The sequence below is a fragment of the Chryseobacterium aquifrigidense genome, assembly GCF_006716485.1.
GTDB classification, from domain to species: Bacteria; Bacteroidota; Bacteroidia; order Flavobacteriales; family Weeksellaceae; genus Chryseobacterium; species Chryseobacterium vietnamense.
On record NZ_VFPD01000002.1, the window covers coordinates 289,406 to 308,552 of the forward strand.

The window sequence follows — 19,147 nt, forward strand, 5'->3', positions numbered from 1 at the left end:
TCGGCTACTTTTTGAGATCCTGACAAAAAATATTTTCTTAATTCAATTTTTTTTTAATGCATTGTTGTATAGAAGAAAAAAATAAGATGAATTATATCCCCTTTTTTGCATCCAGAATCATCTGGATCATTTTTATCTTTCTGTTTTCTCTTGTTTCCGGTTTTTTGGCTTCTTCAATCCAGCGGATGTATTCCTTTCTGTGTGTGTAGCTCATTTTGTCAAATAAAGCCTTCGCTTCCGGATTTTCATTAAAAACATTGGTGATGTCATCCGCAATCGCAACCACTCTTTCCTCTTTGTCTTCAGTAAGAGAAACAGAAACCTCATCTCCGAAGGTTTTGCCAAGTTGTTTTCTGATTTCCTGAGTCAGTCCTAAAATATGACAGTCGGAATTCATTTTGGCAAGGCTCCCACGGTATTCAACCTTATCATCGAATACAGCTTTTATCTTTACCAGTCCTTTTTTATGAAACAATTCCTCTGTAGAAAACGGGAATTCTACAAACGCAGCATTCATTGCTCCGTTCTGCTGAATAATGGCGGTGAATTGGATAGGGTTTGCATTCATGATGAAATATTTTTAATAGTCAAAAATAAAAAAACCGTGAAAGTAAATTTCACGGTTTTAAAAATATATCAGTTAAGATTATTTTTTAACTTTCTTAGGCGTTGTGGTAGTACCTGAGTTTTTAGTTTTTGTGTCAGCCGGAGTGTTGGCATCTCTTACAAGCTTCAACTCGTCAACTATTCTTCTTGCTCCCGCAAACTTATCAATTGTCCAAAGAACAAAACGAACGTCTACGTTGATGGTTTTCTGCCATTCAGGCTCGAATACGATATCACCGCTTAATGCTTCACTGTTTCCGTCGAAAGCAATACCGATAAGGTTTCCGTCTCCATCAATTACCGGAGAACCAGAGTTACCTCCTGTAATATCGTTGTTAGAAAGGAAGTTTACAGGCATATAACCTGCAGCATCTGCATACTGACCGAAATCTTTAAGGTTGTAAAGATCAATCACTCTCTGAGGAAGATCAAATTCTTCATCCCCTTTCTTGTATTTTCCAACAAGACCTGTCATATCTGTATAATAGTTATCAGTAACTCCAAAATAGTTTCTGTCATTTCTGATAGGTAATTTATCTACAGTACCGTAAGTTAATCTCATTGTAGAGTTTGCATCCGGGTAGAATTTCTTCTCAGGCATTGCCTTCATCAGACCTGCCAGGAACAGACGGTTGTTTTTTGCAAAGTTGTCATCTATTTTCACAAATCTTTCTATACTGATTTTTTGGTCAGCAACAATTCCGTTAGCTGCTTTCCAAAGTGGATCAGCATCAAGCTTCAATGCATCCGGGTTTAACAAGAAGTTCGTTGCAGAAGTCTTATTGGCGAAGATTGATGAATATGCTAAATTAGAAACAGTCTTAGCATCCAATCCTAAAATAGTAGCAGAAGCAACGTCAGGGTTTTTAACTCTTGCCTGATAAAGACTGGTCATAGCCGCAAGCATTTCTCCTTCCAAAGATGGATTGAAGTTTTCATAAGCAGCTTTGATTGCCGCTTCAGTTTTAGCTTTCATTGCTAATCTTCCCTGCATATCCTGAGCAGCGTAAGCTTTAAGAACAGATCCTACCTGTAATGCAAGGGTAATATATTTTGCATTTCTTGAGAACTGAGAAGCATAGTTTCTTTCAACATTTCTATCAGAAACTTGCTTATAGTATATACCAATGTCTTCTAAAACACCATTGTACTGATCATTTCCTGGCATTGCAGCCCACTTATTGTAAGTTTCCTCAATCTTTTGTTTATCGGAAATGGTTCCGTTTTTCTCTACTGCATCGATAGTACCTTGTCTGTTTTTCCAGTAGTTAGCTACAGAAGCATATTGAGAAGCATAGTTAAGTTGAGTTGCCTTATCCTTGTCCATGTACTTTTTCATTACATCCATAGCCAATTTAGAAGCTTCAACCCATGCCGGGTAATCTTTAGTTACCATCTGCTGAATTCCATAAGAAGTCAGGTAACGGTTTGTTCTTCCAGGATATCCTAAGATCATTGAGAAATCACCAGGCTTAATTCCTTTAAGAGAAACCGGAAGGAAGTGCTTAGGTTTCAGCGGAGTGTTGCTTGGAGAATATTCAGCAGGGTTTCCTGCAGCATCAGCATACACTCTGAATACTGTGAAGTCCGCCGTATGTCTTGGCCACTCCCAGTTATCTGTATCTCCTCCGAATTTTCCTAAAGATGAAGGGGGAGCACCTACCAGTCTGATATCTTTATAATCCTGGTATACGAAATAGTAGAATTCATTTCCGTTGAAGAAATCTCTTACCACTACAGTATATTTTCCGTTTTCAGAGTTTTCTGTCTGGATTGCTTTAGTTTCAGCATCAATCACAGCTTTTCTCTCTGCTCCGGTCATATTGTTGTTTAGTTTAGAATTGATTCTTTGCGTAGCATCATCCATTCTCACTAAAAATCTTACATAAAGATCTTTTGCATTGAATTCGTCTTTCTGTTTCATTGCCCAGAATCCGTTCTTCAAATAATCTTTTTCTGGTGTAGAAGCTGCAGCAACAGCACCATAACCACAGTGGTGGTTGGTAAATATAAGTCCTTTATCCGAAACAATTTCACCTGTACAGAAACCACCGAAACTTACGATAGCATCTTTTAAACTTGAATTGTTTACTGAATAAATTTCTTCAGGCGTAAGATGTAGACCCTCTTTTTGCATATCAACACCGTTAAGTCTTTTGATGAGCATTAGCAGCCACATCCCCTCATCCGCCCTCATCTGAGCAAAGCCCAGTAAGAAAGTGAATAGTAGAAATAGTCTTTTCATTTTATAAAATAATTTTTGTGTCGCTAATTTACTAATTTTTACGAGATTCTGTTCCGGGTTGGTATGAAAATGGGATGATAATCCGCATGAAAAAGATACTATTACCACTTTTTGCCGTTTTGCTTTTAGGACTCGTTTTAAATTGTTCCTCACTACCCGACAAAGATCCCTTTCTTCAAAGGCAATGGATGCTCATCGCTTTCGATGGCTTTTCAAAAGATCAATTAATAGCCCATAAAGCCGAATTGAACCTGACGGCCCATAAGGAAAAGGGTAAAATTCAGGCGAGCGCTTATATGGGATGTAACCGCATGTCTTTTATTTCAGAATTTAAAAAAGGAGGAAAAGTGAACATCTCAAAAGGAGTGAGTACGATGAAAGCCTGCCAAGATATGAATCTTGAAGCGTCTTTTCAGAAGAAAATAGAAACAATGACTCACTATTCTATTGAAGGACATTTCCTTACCTTATCTGATGATCATGGAAATACAATAAAATTTGTAGCTGCTGATTGGGATTAATAATACCCTTTTACAATATAAAAAGTCCGCATTGCAGCGGACTTCTTTGTTTGAAAAATCTAGTTTGGTTATCAGCTTTTTGTGGTTATTAGTTTTGAGAGTTATTAGTTTTTGGGAATCGTTTTTTTTATTTCTTCCAGAGTTGCTGTGTTAGGCAGCCCGGTAACTGTCGTTTTTGTGTTCCTAGAATTTATAGTATTGCGATATGCCTGTCTGTTGGGAATTGTTTTTTTTAGGTCTTCAAGACTTGCTGTATTAGGGAGAAGCTTTCCTGAATTGTCTGTAGCTGCTTTGGCTTTGGTTTCCTGTTTTTTAACAGCAAGACTGTGATCAGAGGGCAATCCGGTATTTACAGCGACCTTTTCATTATTTTCTTTCGCTTCCTGCATGAGTTTCGCCTGCTGTTCCTGTGCCTGTTTTACCACCAATGCCTGATCTTCCTCTATCGGAGCTGCCTTTTTATTTTCCTGAGCATAGATAATAGTGCTCAAAAATAATAATGGGATAATATATGCTATTTTCATGACGGTTTATTTTATGTTGACTAATACTTGAATTTTTCCAATCTCTTTTTGGTCATAATCCTGAAGCGCTTTTCCGATTACCTGTCCTATTTTTACCTTGTTGATATCTGCTTTCATGGCAACACCTGCTTGAGATGAAGTTACCAAAAGGTCTCCTCTTTTTATTTTTCCGTTCTCAAGACATACTTTAGTCGGAATTACACCAATAACTCCCATTGGGGCTTTATTGGAAATATCAGTGTCAATATGTTCTTCAGTAAGAAGTACCCCGGGTTTAGTAGCGTATACCCCGGCAACAAGAGTAGAATAAGGAGTTGAAGACTTTTCAACTGTTCTGTCTGCTTTTGTTGAGATAACAAGAATATCACCAGGCTCATATTCAGAGATGCTTCCGTTTACATCAAACGCTTCAGCAACGTCAGCACCGCTGTTTTGTGTTCCGCCATTGAAAAATCCACGCCCTGCAGAATTGATTCTCGCCACATTCACTGTGCCTGGATTTCCGGATTTAAATACAGCGATAGAGCCGTTGCTGTGGGTTTCTACTGTAAGTGGTGGGTTTGTATTGGCTGTATTAAAATTAGCAAATCTAGCAGCACGTCCTTGTCCGAAATTAGGTACCCACGCAAAAATGGCATTTCCTGTTCCGTCTGCTGTTGTTTCAACCCCGTCTCCGGTATTTGAGGCATTCGCTGTGATACCATTTCCATTTCCGTCTGCAATAGCAACTAATGCGGGTCCGTTTCCGGCAGGATTGGAAGCATGGAATAAACCTGCATATCCTCCTGTTCCGGATGATATTGCATACACACCTGCTGTCCCGAAATTAGCAAACTGTGAATTTACTTCAGCTCTTATGGCGGGAGAAGTCCCTGTAGTTCGGTCCACTTTAAAATTCCCTGCAATACCGTTTCCAACAGTAGTTGATGTTATTACATCACTTGTATTATTCTCATTATATATTTCAAATCTTGCGGCACGTCCGGTAGCAAAAGAAGGAACCCAGGCATAGAGCGCATTTCCGGCTCCATCAATGTTGGTTTCAACACCATTTCCGTCTTTGCCTGCATTGGCTGTAATGGCGTTTCCGTTACCGTCTGTCAAAGCGATCAGTGATGCTCCGTTTCCGGCAGGATTGGAAGCGTAGAATAGTCCGGCGCGTCCTCCTGTTCCTGACGACACTCCAAAAATAGCTGCCGCACCAAAGTTTCCGAAAATAGTATTGACTTCCCCTCTTACAGCAGCTCCAACACTATTGGTATTATTGAGTAGAAAAGAAGCGGCATTGCCTTTGGTATTATCAGGAATATTTCCATTTCCATTAGATACCACTTCAAAAGTATTGGCATCAGTATTTGTATTGTTAAAATTTTCAAATCTTCCGGCACGTCCGGTACTGCTATTCAAACCTACCTGGCCGTAAACTCCGATACCTGTTCCGGATGTATTGGTAGCAACAAATCCTCTTACTCCGTATCCGCCTCCGTCATTACGTCCTACTACAGCTCCGGCAATATCACTTGTGGTTCTACCCACTACTGCCTCGCCTCCTCCGTTGTTATCCCCTACAACACCTGCAGAAGTCTGTGCGGAAGTTATTCCATGAAGTCCAAATCCGGATCCTGTAGAACTTCGTACTCCGGCTCCGTTTCCTGAGGTTGTAACATTTACAACTGTACCATTTCCCACACTGGATGCGCTAAGGGCAACATTGTTATTCGCATTATTATTAATAGAAATAGCAGCTGGGATTCCAGTATTACTGGTAGCATTAAGACCTGTTCCTGTGTTACTGTTGGCATAGACTCCATAACCATTTCCGGTGGCATTTCCGTAAACTCCTAAACCGTTAGGGGTTGTACCATAAACTCCCCATCCGCTTCCCGCCTGGCTTCCGTATATCCCAACTCCAAGTCCTCCTGTTCCGTTATTAATACCGCGGACAGCGCTGGAAAATCCACCGGGAGAAGCATTGCTTACAATTCCCCTTACTGCAGAAATATTTGATGTAGTTGTATTATTTACTCCTTCCAGGGAAGTGCCATCTCCATCATTGATCAATGAAAATAGAGTGGAAGCATTATTAACGGTCGTGCTGTAAGGAATAGCAAAACTACCACCGCCTCCACCTGCAGATTTGGCATACATAGCATAAGGAACGCTTAACAGCTGGCTGGTTCCTACTATGGTATAGCTGGTTCCTCCCGCAGGATCTGTTTCTGTTTTTAAGTAATAGCTTCCTGCAGGCCAATCAATACTGGCAAATGTGCCTGTAAGCACAGTTCCCGTTCCTATTTCAAGACTGATAAGGCCATTGGCATTCGTATTCCCGGTAAGTCTTTCTGAATAGACTGCGGCTCCGGCAGGGGAACCCTGTAATATGCTTACTTTTACTGCAATGGCCTGATTGACTAAGAGTTGTCCGGAACCGTTTCTCATGACAGCCTGGTAGCTCATTTTTTCCGGAGCCTGAGAAAGTCCCATAAAGAAACCTGTCAGAATCCAAAACAGTGATAATATTTTTTTCATGGCATTTTATTTTTTGATAATTTTAAAAGTTTGAATATTTTCCCCATTTTGAGTGATCCTTATGATGTACATAGCGGAAGGAAGTGAGGAGAAATTAAGCTCAGATTTGGATTGTGAAATCTTATCTTTTTTTATCAGCTTACCTTGGGCATCAAATAACTGATACTCTGATCCTTTAAAATTATTTGAGGTGAAATCCAGATACAAGTAATCTCTGAAAGGATTAGGATAAAGCAAAATGCCTGTGAGTTCAGAAGAAGTTTCAAGGGAAGTAAGAGTAATTATTTCGTAAGGCTGTTGAACACCTTCGAGAACCTGTCCTGTTCCTTTTTCCAGATAGGTTGCCTGACCTACACTGTACGAAACAAAACCATTAGCTGCTGATGCATCCAATCCCGCTGCTAAAACTGCAGATTGAGCGTGCAGTATGGGGACGGAAAAGACAGACAGAATAATACAATAAATAGATATTCTTTCCATGGATAACAGTTTTGGTGATTAATAGATGTGTTTTTCTTGGGAAATTTGGGAAGACTAAATTACCACCTATCTCAATCAAATGGCAGGAAAATAGACCAACGGCAGAAATAATCGACCAACGGCATTTTGTGAGTTACTGTACAGTTTCGCTGAGCCTTCTTAAGGATTGAAAAAAGAGAGATTATCCTTGTAGGTGCGCCCGATAGGCAGTTTGATGTGATGTGCCAGTTCTATTTCATGGCAGTTCTTTCCGCGGATAAGATGGCGTGGAACGGCATAGCTTCTGTGTATTCTGACAAAAGAATCAAAGAAACTTTTTTGCAGGAGATTGCCCAGTGAATTTAGAATACAGTGATTTTTCTCAAGAGTGATAATCCTGGTATAATCCTTCAAAGCTTCAAGATAGAGAATGTCTTTCATTTTGATCTGAAAAATATGACCTCCTTCTTTTATTTTGATGCAGTTTTCTCCTACCATCGCATCATAACATTCGCATTTTTCCTTTACTTCAAAAAAATCAAAGAGTTTTTCCATGGAATAATGAAAGCGTTCTGCGGTAAGAGGTTTCGTAATAAAATCTAAAGTATTAATCTCAAAAGCTCCGGCAGCCAGCTCCGGATGTGAACTTACGAAAATACAGGCAGGGATCTTATGAGCGAGTTTACGGAGTTCAATACCGCTCATACCTTTTAAATTGGTTTCAGTAATCAGGAGATCAACAGGAATGTCAAGATAGGGAACTGCTTTTTCTGCAGCATCGAAAGTAGCGACAATTTCAATGTTTTGATATTGCCTGATGTAATGCTGAAGAACCAGCCTGTCCAGTTCATCATCATCAATAATCATGCATCTGATATGGGTAATCATGATATTCCGGAGATTAGTTTTTTGATTTAAATATTTAAAAATCAGAAATTTATTATATAAAGTTATTGATTTTTTGAATATCATTCACGGGGAAACTTAAATTTATATTAAAATATGTTATTAAATAAAAATTGATTTTGTTTTTTTTCTGAAAAATATTAACTTGTAAAAATCATAAACATAGACAGAACTTAATGTTAGAAAAGAAAGAACATAACTATGAGAAAGCAGTCCTTGTGGGTGTTATTACCCAGAATCAGGACGAAGAAAAACTGACGGAGTATTTAGATGAACTGGAGTTTTTAGCTTTCACAGCAGGAGCAACCGTAGAAAAGCGTTTCACCCAAAAACTAACTCAGCCTGATTCCAAAACCTTTATCGGAAGTGGAAAAGCGATTGAGATAAAAGAATATGTAAAAGAAAACGAGATCGGAACCGTAATTTTCGATGATGAACTCTCTCCTTCACAGCTTAAAAACCTGGAAAGAGATATGGAAGTAAAAATCCTGGACCGTACCAATCTTATTCTTGATATTTTTGCCCAGAGAGCACAGACTTCCTACGCGAGAACGCAGGTGGAACTGGCACAATATCAGTATCTTTTACCACGACTGACAAGAATGTGGACCCACCTTGAACGTCAGAAAGGGGGAATTGGAATGAGAGGTCCCGGTGAAACGGAGATTGAGACTGACCGTCGTATTATCCGTGACAGAATTACTTTGCTGAAAGAAAAACTGAAGACGATTGACAAGCAAATGGCTACCCAGCGTAATAACCGTGGGAAAGTTGTTCGTGCAGCTTTGGTAGGATATACCAACGTAGGGAAATCTACTTTAATGAATTCCATTTCAAAATCCGAAGTTTTTGCTGAAAATAAATTATTTGCAACACTGGATACTACAGTAAGAAAAGTGGTAATTGGAAATTTACCGTTTCTGTTGACAGATACCGTAGGATTCATCAGAAAACTTCCTACTCAGCTGGTAGAATCTTTTAAATCTACATTGGATGAGGTTCGTGAAGCCGATCTTTTGATCCATGTTGTGGATATTTCTCACGAAAGCTTTGAAGATCACATAGAATCTGTAAATCATATCCTGATGGAGATCAATGCTCATCAGAAACCGATGATCATGATTTTTAATAAGATTGACGATTTCAGTTATGAGAAAAAGGATGAGGATGATCTTACCCCTTCTACCCGCAAAAATATCTCTCTGGAAGAATGGAAAAAAACGTGGATGGCAAAATCTAAGTATCCCACAGTTTTCATCTCTGCATTAACGAAGGAAAACTTTCCGGAAATGAAGAAGATGATCTATGATGAGGTCATGAAAATTCATATTTCCAGATTCCCATACAACGATTTCCTTTTCGAATATTTCGACAACGACGAAGAAGAAAGCAACAATTAATGAAATACCATTTTTTCCTTTTATTCGTCCTGTTTTCGGTTTTTGGATTCAGCCAGAAACCAAAAATCGATTTGAAAACTATTGAGAAAAGTCTCAGGACTGAGGACTCGCCATACAATTATGAGAAGCTTATTTTCAAATTTAAAGGGTATCCTAAATCTCTGGATAGTATAGAAGCCCAATATCTGTACTATGGAAGAAATTTTAGAAACGATAAAATAAGTACATCAGATGAAAGCTTTAAAAGTCTTGTAGAAGCCTTTAAGCAAAATAATTTTGCAGACTGTATCAAACAGGGAAAGGCTTTGTATGGTAAAGATCCTACCAACCTGGATGTACTGCTGATTCTTCTCAGGGCTTATGATTCCGTAAAAGATGGAAATAACTTTATACACCATCTGAACCAATTTCGTGCACTTACTGAAGGAATAAGAAGTTCGGGAGACGGAAAATCCGAGAAAACAGCCTATATCGTCAATTCAGTAGGAGATGAGTATATTCTTCTGAACATTCTGAATATAGGGCAGGATTACACAAGGAGTTCAAAAGCTTCTAAAGATGCCATGTTTGACATCTGGCAAAAGGATGGGAAACAGATTTATATCAAAATACTCTATTTGGAACTCACCAATTAATCTTAAAATAAAAACACTTAGTGGAATTATATTATTCATTTTCAGCATTAATCGTATTAGCATCAATATTTGCCTATCTTAACTATAGATTTTTAAAACTTCCGAGCACTATTGGGATCATGGTGATTGCTATTGTGGTATCTATTTTTCTGGTACTGTTCGGGGAAACGGTTCTTCCAAGAACATTCGGACACCTTCACAATCTGATGGACAGTATAGACTTTACAGAAGTTCTGATGGGAGCCATGCTTAATTTTCTGCTTTTTGCAGGAGGTATCCATATTAATATTAATGACCTGAAAGAACAGTTCAGACCTGTAGTGATATTTTCCACGGTAGGTGTTGTAATTTCTACCTTTGTAGTAGGATTCGGAATGTTTTACCTGCTTCCTTATGTGGGGGTTAAACTTCCTTTTATCTACTGTCTTGTTTTCGGTGCTTTGATTTCTCCTACCGATCCGGTAGCGGTTCTGAGTGTGCTGAAACAGGCCAATGTATCCAAATCACTGGAAACAAAAGTGGCCGGAGAATCTCTTTTTAATGACGGTATGGCTGTTGTAGTATTTACAGTGATCTTACAACTGGCAATCGGAAAAGAAGTGGATCTGAGTGTTGAAACGATTGGATTGCTTCTGCTTAAAGAAGCTGGAGGAGGTCTTTTACTTGGGGTTCTGTTAGGATGGGTTACTTCAAGATTGATGCGTGAGGTGGATGATTATATTATCTCTGTATTGGTAACACTTTCTGTAGTGATGGGAGGTTATCTTATTGCCCGTCAAATGCATATTTCAGGACCATTGACGATGGTTGCCGCAGGGTTATTCATGGGGAATTTCAACAGAAGTTTTAAAATGAAGTCTGTTACTCAGGACTATCTGATCAAATTCTGGGAATTGATTGATGAAATCCTGAATGCTGTATTATTCCTGTTCATCGGATTTGAACTTTTGATGATTAAAGATCTCAGACATTTCATGATTCCGGGGTTAGCTGCCATTGTGGTCGTTTTGTTTGCCAGATTTATTTCTATCTGGGGGCCTACAAAATTTACTTCTCTGAGAAGAAGTTTCAGTCCACAGACCGTAAAGGTTCTGGTTTGGGGTGGAATTCGCGGAGGAGTTTCCATTGCATTGGCGATGTCTATTCCTAAGAGTGAATACAGTGAGATTATTTTAAGTATTACCTACTGTGTAGTAGTCTTCTCAATTATTGTTCAGGGGCTTACCATTGCTAAAGTGGCCAATCCTAAACAAATTGCAGAAGAGGAGGAAGAGCATGGAAATACTGCTTTAGAAGAGAAAGTTTAAATGATGAGTATTATTAAAGAAATACAGGAAGCGCTTGCTGTTTTGTCCATTCCTGAAAAGGCGGAATTCTTTCCACGATTTTTCAAAACGGGAGAAGGAGAATATGGTGAGGGCGATTTGTTTCTGGGTGTAAAAGTTCCGGACCAGCGCTCTGTTGCGAAAGAATATTATTCAAAAATAAATTTAAAGGAACTCAGCACCTTACTTTCTTCAAAATATCATGAGCATAGACTGACCGCTCTTTTTATGCTGATTTCAAAATTCGAAAAAACAAAAGATAAAGCTGTAAAAGAAGAGGTGGTAGCTTTTTACCTGAATCACCTTCCTTATGTGAACAACTGGGATCTGGTAGATTCAACCTGTTATAAAATTTTGGGCAGATATGCCTTTGAAAATCAGAAAGAAAATCTGCTTAGAGAACTTTCAGAATCTGAAGAAATGTGGCATAAGAGAATCGCTGTTGTAGGAACAATGCATTATATAAAAAAAGGATCATTTGATCTGACAAAAGAATTTGTCACAAGAAATCTGAAACATTCCCATGACCTGATGCATAAAGCAAACGGATGGCTGCTCAGGGAAATGGGAAATAAAAATGAAGGAGAACTGATCAGCTATCTGAATTTATATTACCAGGAAATGCCCAGAACCTGTCTTCGGTATGCTATTGAAAAACTGGATGAAGATCTTCGCCAGGATTATCTCAAAGGGCGTGTTTAAAAAATAATATACGGAAATAGTACCGTATTTTCCCCTAAAAAAGTACCGGGAAACAGCTATTTATGCCCAAAAGATCAAAGATTATAAGGATTTAAGGCCAGAATTAAGTAATTTTGTGGTTTTAAGCCTAATCATGAAAAAAAGATGTAAACTATTTCTTCTTCTGCTCCCTCTGTTATTTCTAACAAGCTGTTTCGATATCCTCGATAAGGTGAACGTAAAAGCTGATGGTACAGGAGAGTACACTATTATTCTTAACGCCAGCAAGAGCAAAACACGTCTGGCATCCATCTCCAAGATGGAAACCATTAACGGAAAAAAAATTCCCAAAAAGGCTGAAATTGAAAACAAAATCAATGAAGCTGCCAAAATTTTTAAGGCAACTCCGGGAATCAGTAATGTGAAAACTTCCATGGATTTCGAGAATTACATCATCAAGCTGAGCTGCAATTTTAAAAAAATCGAAAACATCAATGCCGGTCTGGAAAAACTGAAGTCTCAGAAAATCCTGGGCAAAATGGTTCCAACCCAAGTCTATAGCCAAAACCTTGAAAAAAAGACCTTGACAAGAAATAAAGTCAATACTTTCAAAGAAGATTACGATAAAATGAGCAAGGCCGATAAAGAGGTCTTTAACGATGCCCGCTATACTTCTATCATGCAGTTCGAAAACGCTGTAAAATCACAAACCAATAATACTTATGTGCTTTCCCCCAATAAGAAAGCTCTTAAGCTGGAAGCTGATATTCTGGATCTGATCCTTCAAAAAAAGCAAATTCAAAACACCATTCTTTTTCAATAAATTTCTAAACTATAGTCATGAAATCTATCTTATTAAAAACGCAAACCATTATTTTCGTTCTCTTTGGCTTTACATTGGTTCTGGCCCAAAACAGTATGAAAATCCCTTCCGATGCTGTATTTTATATGGAAGTCAACGGAAAACAGCTTAATAATAAAATCAATTGGAATAAGCTAAATCCTTTGCTGCATGAACTCAGTAAAAAGAGCAAAGAAAATCTTTCCTGGACAGATTACTCCAAAACAGGAATCAAGTATGACGCTGTTCAATATCACTACGCAAGTTTTAATGATTCCATTAAAACCTATAACACGCATTTTATCATTGATAATAAAGAAAAATTCCAGGAGTTTATTAATTCTGTGAAGAAAAAAGGACAGGAAGTGTCCAGCAGAAAGAACTATTCTTACGTAGATATCAATGATGATATTTTCGTTGCATGGAACGGGAGCCGTGCCGTTCTCAGCATGATCAGCTATACCAAGCCATATAAGGATCTTTGGTCAACTGAAGCCGTTACAGATAGTACTGCCGTTGCCGTTGTTGATTCCGCTTATGCAGAGCCGGGCGATACGGTTTATACCGATGAACCGGAAAAACCTTTTGATTACAAAGAGGAAATCAAAAGCCTGAAGGAAGATGTCAAGTATCTGAAAGAAAGTATTAAAGATAATAACAACGAGATCGCAAGGATCCAGAAAGATATCAAATATCTGCAGAAACATCATAAATATCCTGCAGAGAAAGAAAATCCTGAAAATGGAGAGGAAATGCCAGGTGAGCCTTACGCTTACGATGAAGAGGAGGATTTAGCCTATAAAAAAGAACAGGATTCTATCCGCAGAGAAAACTTTAAGGTTGTTAAAAAGAATGCTGAAGATCGTTTTGACCAATATTTCAGTTCAAATTTAGAAATTGAAGTTCCAAAATATATGCTTGCATTCCGGGATGCCGGTTCTGATGTTTTTGTGTATACAGATTATGGAAGAATTGTCAATGAAGGGATCTACGGAAAAATGACAAAGTATTCTGGTTACGAACAGTTTTTCAAAAATATGTACAACTCCAATTATTCGTACAATCTGTATTTTGATAAAGACAAGGTGAGACTTGTTAATAATTATCAGCATAGGAATAATGACATTCAAAAGAATATCTCTGCCATTTATAAAGGAAAGAAAAACAAAAAATTGCTGCAGCTGATCAATGAAAAAAGTGTAGGTTACTATGCAGTGAACGTTAATGGCGCAAAATGTTTTGATATGATGTACAGTCTTCTTCAGAATTCAGGAGAAAATGAGTACAAAAAAGAAATGGAGCTGATCATGGAAACTATGAAAATAGTGCTGGATGAAGAGGCTATTGCCAAAATAGCACCTGGAAACGGAATTTTTGTTTTAAACGAATTGAAATCCAAAAAAGTAGAATATACCGATTATGAGTATGATGCAGATTTCAATGAAAAAGAAGTGAAGAAAACCAAAGAGATTGCTGTTCCCAACTTTACTTTCGCTTTTGCAACAGAGAATGAAGGCTATTGGAACCGTATTTTTGATGTGTTGACTACCAATAAAAAACTATCTGAAAGATTCTCTAAAAAAGGCGATCTGTACACATTTAAAGAAGAAAAAAACGGAGGTTATGTTGATCAGTTGTTTTTTACTGTGAAAGATGGAGTAGTGTATCTTATGAGTTCAGCAGATAATATTTTACCGGTAAACCAATCTGAGATTTCTAGAAAATGGGCAAAAGATTCTGCTAAATATCCTTTATCCGGAAGGTTGGATATTCAGAAACTTTTAACAGGATTGGATAAAGAATTCAAAAGCCCGAAAGAGAGAAAAACATTGGAAGCCATCAAAAAAAATGTGGGTGAGCTTTATTATAAAACAGAAGTAAAAGGAGAAAGCATCCAGTCTGAGATGAATTATAATATCAAAGATTCTTCGGAAAACAGCTTAATGTATTTCTTTGACATATTCGATCAGGTTTTTAAAACAAAAGAAACAGAGAAAAAGCCTCAGATTTTATAGATGAAAAAAAAGAAGATTATTGTCCCGTTATTTTTATTGCTCGCTGTTGGATTATATTTTTTAGTCTTTCACAAAAATAAAAGACTGAAATATATTCCCGACAATGCAGATGCAGTTGTTTTGATCGATACGAAGAAATTAACGGGACAATATCTCTTCAGCTTAGTAACTCATCCTTCAAAATGGTCTGGAAGTAAAACAAAAAGTAAAAGCTCCGGATCACTGAAAGATTCAGGGATCAGAATTCCTGATTTTCTACAGATGTTCCATATTAAAGACACTGGATTTTCTCAATGGTACACTGTTTTAGAACTTAAAGATTCTCATCAATTTATCACCTATTTGAGGAAGCAAAACTTTGTTGATAAAGGAAACAACCGTTTTCAGAAGGAACAGCTTTTCTTTATGATAGAAGGAAATTATTGCGTTGCGGGAACTTCAGATCATGCTTTTGAAACCCTTCAGAAAAAGCTGTTACAGAATTCTGTACATCGCGTTTGGGATGCAGATCAATTTATTCACAATACATTGGGAAGTATTTCATTTATTTCAGGACAGAAAATTCAAAACTTTTCTATTGAGCTAAATGATGACGAAATTGAGATTAAAAATAATTCAAACCCGGGAATTTTTAATGGAATTGCTTCAAAGCTTCAGAAAGGAAATCAGTTTCTTGAAATGGAGCTAGACAAAGAAAATATTAGAAATATTACCCGTTTTTTCAATAAAAGTATAGCAGATTCCTTACGGGCAAATTCTTTAAAGGCTACTGCAAATCTAAGACAGATCAATGATACCATTGTTACTTATGAGTATGATGATAATTTTAATGAAGTTGAAAAAAAGACGGTTCAAAAGATTACCCAGCCCAGCTATATGATCGATATTCAGAGTGACGATCCTGAGAAAACCTGGCAATACTTTCTGTCTGAAAAGTGGATCAATAATGAAAATCAGTTTACGGCAATTCCCTTTCAACCCAATACAATCATTCAAAATAATAAAGGTGTTACGATAGAATCTATCAAAAATACTATAGCAATGTCACCCCGATTAAATGAAAACTACATTTTAATCAGAAATAATGCCTTGCTGTATTCTTCTTTGAAAACACTGAGTATCACTGAAAAAAGAATCATTTCAGATATCGACTATGTATGGTACGGGAATCAGTCTGATCATTATTGGGTAAAAATAAAAGTGAAGAAAGGAGAATTACCCTTAATTTTACGGTGGTAAGCAAACCGAACAAAATTTTATTAATGGCTCCATCAGACATCGCATTGCTCAAAACCTTTACACATTATTTTTTACATCTCGTTTTTCCGGTCTTTATTGCGTTAATTTTTTATCGTAAAAATTGGAAAAAGGCGTATTTTATTCTTCTTGCTACCATGCTGGTTGACCTGGATCATCTTTTTGCCAATCCTGTTTTTGATCCGTCAAGAGGAAGCATAGGTTTTCATTTTTTACATTCTTATTATGCCATTGCGGTGTATTTTTTGCTGTTGTTCTTTAAAGGAAATATCAGGATTATAGGAATCGGGCTTCTGTTTCATATGTTTACAGATTATCAGGACTTTAACTTCTGGCCTCATTAAAATATTATTAATATTTTCTTTTGATATTGAAATTATTATAGATTTTTTGTATTTTGTAGTCACGATATGAGACTAAAAGAACTTTTACATTATACCTATATTTTTCCTATTCTGGCAGTAGGATACTACTTTTCCGGTTTGATGGGAAGTGGTGTTCTTTATGATATTCTTGCCGGTATTTTACTGATCGGAAGTGTTTTGTCAGCAGTACATCATGCTGAAGTGGTAGCTCATAAAGTAGGAGAGCCTTTTGGAACCATCATCCTGGCACTTTGTATCACCATTATTGAAGTGGCACTTATCATCTCGCTGATGGTTGCCGGCGGAGATCAGGCGATCACGCTGGCCAGAGATACCGTTTTTGCCGCCGTAATGCTTATTCTTAATGGAATTCTGGGGATATGTATTCTGGTAGGAGGCGTTAAATATCATGAGCAGTTCTTTGCAAGAACCTCAGCAACTACTTATCTGGTGAGTATTGTTTCCATTCTGGTACTTACCCTTGTTCTTCCCAATTTTACCTCAAGTGTCAACGGACCATTCTATAACGAAGCGCAGCTTATTTTTATATCCATAGCATGTCTTGTCATTTATGGAGTTTTCCTGATGGTGCAGACTGTGCGCCACAGAAGTTATTTTATTGTTCCTGATGAGCATCCTGAAGAACATTATATTCCTTCATTGCCCAAAACGCTTATCAGCTTTATTTTTCTGGTAATCTGTCTTGTAATTGTCGTACTGATGGCAAAAGGATTATCCGATACTATAGAAGGTATGGTACAGAGTCTTGGAGCTCCAAAATCCCTGGTTGGGGTAATTATTGCTGCCGTGGTTCTTCTTCCTGAAGGGGTTGCTGCGATCCGTGCTGCAAGAGCCAATCAAATACAGTCCAGCTTAAATCTCGCATTGGGTTCTGCACTGGCAAGTATCGGTCTCACTATTCCTGCGGTTTCAGCAGTATGTATCATGTATGATATTCCACTTGTATTAGGCCTGGATAAAAAAGACATTATTCTGCTTTCTTTATCCGTATTTATTGTAATGTTATCTTTAAGCCGCGGTAAAACAAACGTTCTTTACGGTACTGTTCTGTTAGTGAATCTGGCAGCCTATATCTTTACAGTAATCGTTCCTTAAAAAGAAAAATTACAAAATTACAAATCTGTCTGTCTGTAAAATAAATCCAGGAATTTATCCTCGATATCTATATCCCGTACCCCGCATCTCGCATTACTACAACCTTCTCGCCAGCTCCATTTTGAAAGCCATGAGTTTTGCTATATTCTCGGATTTATAGATCGCCATGTCTGCATTTTCTCCTACAAAGTTTTCCTCAATAGTAGTACGCCAAAGCATCAGCCATCTGTCAAAATGTTTTTGCTCCATAGCCTGTATCTCATTAATAGGGAAATGGACACCCATTGGATTTCCTTTATAAGACATCTGCCCAAAAAGAATAGATTCCCAGAAAGAATACATTTTAGGAAGGTGTTGGTCCCAATCTACTTTAGCAATATCATTAAAAAAGAACCCGATAGTCTCATCTTCAACAACTTTGTTGTAAAATGAATTGACAAGGTGTTCAATGTCTTCTCTTGATTCAAGCTTTTTCATAGTTCAAAGTTAGTATAATTCGTATTAAAAATTCCAGTCTCTAAATTGATACATTTCATATAAACAGTATTTTAGAGTACAACCTAGTAGAATACAATGAAAAATTGGGAAAGATTAAAATTTGATTAATTCGCAAAAAAAGACCTTAAAAGAATTCATTTTTTGTAAATTTAATTATTAAACACTAAAAAATTATTAAAATGATCAAAAAAATCAATTCTATTGGTATTCTCTTACTGATGTTTTCGGTATCATGTTCAAGGGATGAAGTGAGTACTATTAATGATGATTCAGAAAAAGTGAATTATTCTGAGGTGAAGAAATCACAGTTGACGGAGGCAGAGATGCTTCAAAAAGGCTGGAAAATTGTAGATGAATTTAAATTATCAGGGAATGATAGTCTGAGAACAAACTATAGTTCATCTAATGAAGAGCGTGAAATCCCTTTCAAGTCCAATCATCTGAAAGACATGGGATATGATACCAGTTACTCCGGAGAAAGAACGAGGTTAAAAAATGTTTTTGCTTACTCTGGCCAGGTTCCGGATGGAATTATATTTAATCCTGACCTTTCTGTAGATGGAGATGCCCGGAATACGGCTCCTAATCCTAATGTTTCCATTGTTCTGGGAACTCCTGAGGTATCTATAAAAACAGATGGAGTAGATTTACCGGATAACGCCTATACTACGGAGGCGATTAATAATGGGGACAGAGAAAGTGAGATTACGGTAACTTATTCTTATAAAAAAGGATATTCTACCTCCTGGAAACGGACTGTCTCAGGGTCATTTGAAGTGGCAGCATCAGTATCTGTTGATATTCCGCTGGTAGCAAAAGCTTCAGCAAGCACAAAAGTTGTGGTAGGAGGAGATACAACAGAAGGTACAGAAAATTCTGAAGAAATTACTGAGACCAGCAGCTACAAGACCATTGTCCCTGCCCATTCTAAAAAATCAATTTCTATCCTGACAAAATTGAAAGGATCATCTGTTGAGTACTTTGTACCTATGAAATTAACCGGAAGATTACAGGCAAACTTTCCTTCTCCTGTAGATGGACATTATTACTGGGCTTTCCCTATTGAAAGCTTCCCTGATTTTCTTTCCAATATACACGGAGAGTCCGGTATTGTAAAATCTGTAAGTAATGTAAGTGTTACTGTACTGGAATCACCGGCACAACAGATATAAAACTACTTTAATAAAGATTATATAAACAGCAGATATTCAAAATTTCTGCTGT

The 19,147-nt window shown here is 37.4% G+C and carries 18 protein-coding genes; 11 read left to right on the top strand and 7 right to left on the bottom strand.

Translation table 11 applies throughout. The features are described from left to right. Positions 1–91: 91 nt before the first annotated feature. Entirely contained in the window at positions 92–568 is a 477-nt protein-coding gene (locus tag FB551_RS16440) for a YdeI/OmpD-associated family protein (protein WP_142018283.1), read from the bottom strand. 78 nt (positions 569–646) lie between these two features. After that, positions 647–2,851 carry a S46 family peptidase gene (locus tag FB551_RS16445; RefSeq protein WP_052186736.1) on the bottom strand — a complete coding sequence of 735 codons (2,205 nt, stop codon included), beginning with the start codon at positions 2,849–2,851 and terminating at the stop codon, positions 647–649. A gap of 86 nt (positions 2,852–2,937) precedes the next feature. On the opposite strand from FB551_RS16445, the gene FB551_RS16450 reads away from it, so the two are divergent. Continuing rightward, positions 2,938–3,372, top strand: a complete 435-nt coding sequence (locus FB551_RS16450; protein WP_142018284.1) for an META domain-containing protein — start codon at positions 2,938–2,940, stop codon at positions 3,370–3,372. 104 nt (positions 3,373–3,476) lie between these two features. Here FB551_RS16450 and FB551_RS16455 read toward each other — a convergent pair whose 3' ends face one another. From FB551_RS16455 to FB551_RS16470, 4 genes are all read right to left on the bottom strand, one after another. Further along, positions 3,477–3,896, bottom strand: coding sequence for a hypothetical protein (locus FB551_RS16455; protein ID WP_142018285.1), 420 nt, complete (start codon positions 3,894–3,896; stop codon positions 3,477–3,479). Positions 3,897–3,902: 6 nt separating this feature from the next. Further along, positions 3,903–6,425, bottom strand: coding sequence for a beta strand repeat-containing protein (locus tag FB551_RS16460; protein ID WP_142018286.1), 2,523 nt, complete (start codon positions 6,423–6,425; stop codon positions 3,903–3,905). Between the two features lie 6 nt (positions 6,426–6,431). Next, positions 6,432–6,905 carry a T9SS type A sorting domain-containing protein gene (locus tag FB551_RS16465; protein WP_047426833.1) on the bottom strand — a complete coding sequence of 158 codons (474 nt, stop codon included), beginning with the start codon at positions 6,903–6,905 and terminating at the stop codon, positions 6,432–6,434. A 159-nt stretch (positions 6,906–7,064) separates the two neighbouring features. Then, complete coding sequence (locus tag FB551_RS16470; RefSeq protein ID WP_047427848.1) at positions 7,065–7,772, bottom strand: LytR/AlgR family response regulator transcription factor; 708 nt, start codon at positions 7,770–7,772, stop codon at positions 7,065–7,067. A gap of 194 nt (positions 7,773–7,966) precedes the next feature. Between FB551_RS16470 and hflX the strand changes: the two genes are divergently transcribed. From hflX to FB551_RS16515, 9 genes are all read left to right on the top strand, one after another. After that, positions 7,967–9,190 (top strand): GTPase HflX, encoded by a 1,224-nt coding sequence (hflX, locus tag FB551_RS16475; RefSeq protein ID WP_047426836.1) that lies wholly within the window; start codon positions 7,967–7,969, stop codon positions 9,188–9,190. After that, on the top strand, positions 9,190–9,825 hold the full coding sequence (locus FB551_RS16480; protein ID WP_142018287.1) for a DUF4919 domain-containing protein: 636 nt from the start codon (positions 9,190–9,192) through the stop codon (positions 9,823–9,825). The genes hflX and FB551_RS16480 overlap by 1 nt, the downstream gene beginning before the upstream one ends. A gap of 20 nt (positions 9,826–9,845) precedes the next feature. Beyond that, on the top strand, positions 9,846–11,132 hold the full coding sequence (locus FB551_RS16485; protein ID WP_142018288.1) for a cation:proton antiporter: 1,287 nt from the start codon (positions 9,846–9,848) through the stop codon (positions 11,130–11,132). Between the two features lie 3 nt (positions 11,133–11,135). Continuing rightward, a complete protein-coding gene (locus FB551_RS16490; protein WP_142018523.1) occupies positions 11,136–11,852 on the top strand; it encodes a DNA alkylation repair protein in 717 nt (238 codons plus the stop codon). Positions 11,853–11,985: 133 nt separating this feature from the next. Beyond that, positions 11,986–12,654 (top strand): hypothetical protein, encoded by a 669-nt coding sequence (locus tag FB551_RS16495; protein ID WP_142018289.1) that lies wholly within the window; start codon positions 11,986–11,988, stop codon positions 12,652–12,654. A 17-nt stretch (positions 12,655–12,671) separates the two neighbouring features. After that, on the top strand, positions 12,672–14,687 hold the full coding sequence (locus tag FB551_RS16500) for a hypothetical protein (RefSeq protein ID WP_142018290.1): 2,016 nt from the start codon (positions 12,672–12,674) through the stop codon (positions 14,685–14,687). Further along, positions 14,688–15,926 (top strand): hypothetical protein, encoded by a 1,239-nt coding sequence (locus FB551_RS16505; protein WP_142018291.1) that lies wholly within the window; start codon positions 14,688–14,690, stop codon positions 15,924–15,926. 23 nt (positions 15,927–15,949) lie between these two features. Then, a complete protein-coding gene (locus FB551_RS16510) occupies positions 15,950–16,288 on the top strand; it encodes a DUF6122 family protein (RefSeq protein ID WP_047426860.1) in 339 nt (112 codons plus the stop codon). 66 nt (positions 16,289–16,354) lie between these two features. After that, positions 16,355–17,425, top strand: coding sequence for a calcium:proton antiporter (locus FB551_RS16515; protein WP_047426863.1), 1,071 nt, complete (start codon positions 16,355–16,357; stop codon positions 17,423–17,425). Between the two features lie 96 nt (positions 17,426–17,521). Here FB551_RS16515 and FB551_RS16520 read toward each other — a convergent pair whose 3' ends face one another. Beyond that, positions 17,522–17,902 carry a group III truncated hemoglobin gene (locus FB551_RS16520; RefSeq protein WP_142018292.1) on the bottom strand — a complete coding sequence of 127 codons (381 nt, stop codon included), beginning with the start codon at positions 17,900–17,902 and terminating at the stop codon, positions 17,522–17,524. Positions 17,903–18,102: 200 nt separating this feature from the next. On the opposite strand from FB551_RS16520, the gene FB551_RS16525 reads away from it, so the two are divergent. Continuing rightward, on the top strand, positions 18,103–19,095 hold the full coding sequence (locus FB551_RS16525) for a hypothetical protein (protein WP_142018293.1): 993 nt from the start codon (positions 18,103–18,105) through the stop codon (positions 19,093–19,095). Positions 19,096–19,147: the final 52 nt, after the last annotated feature.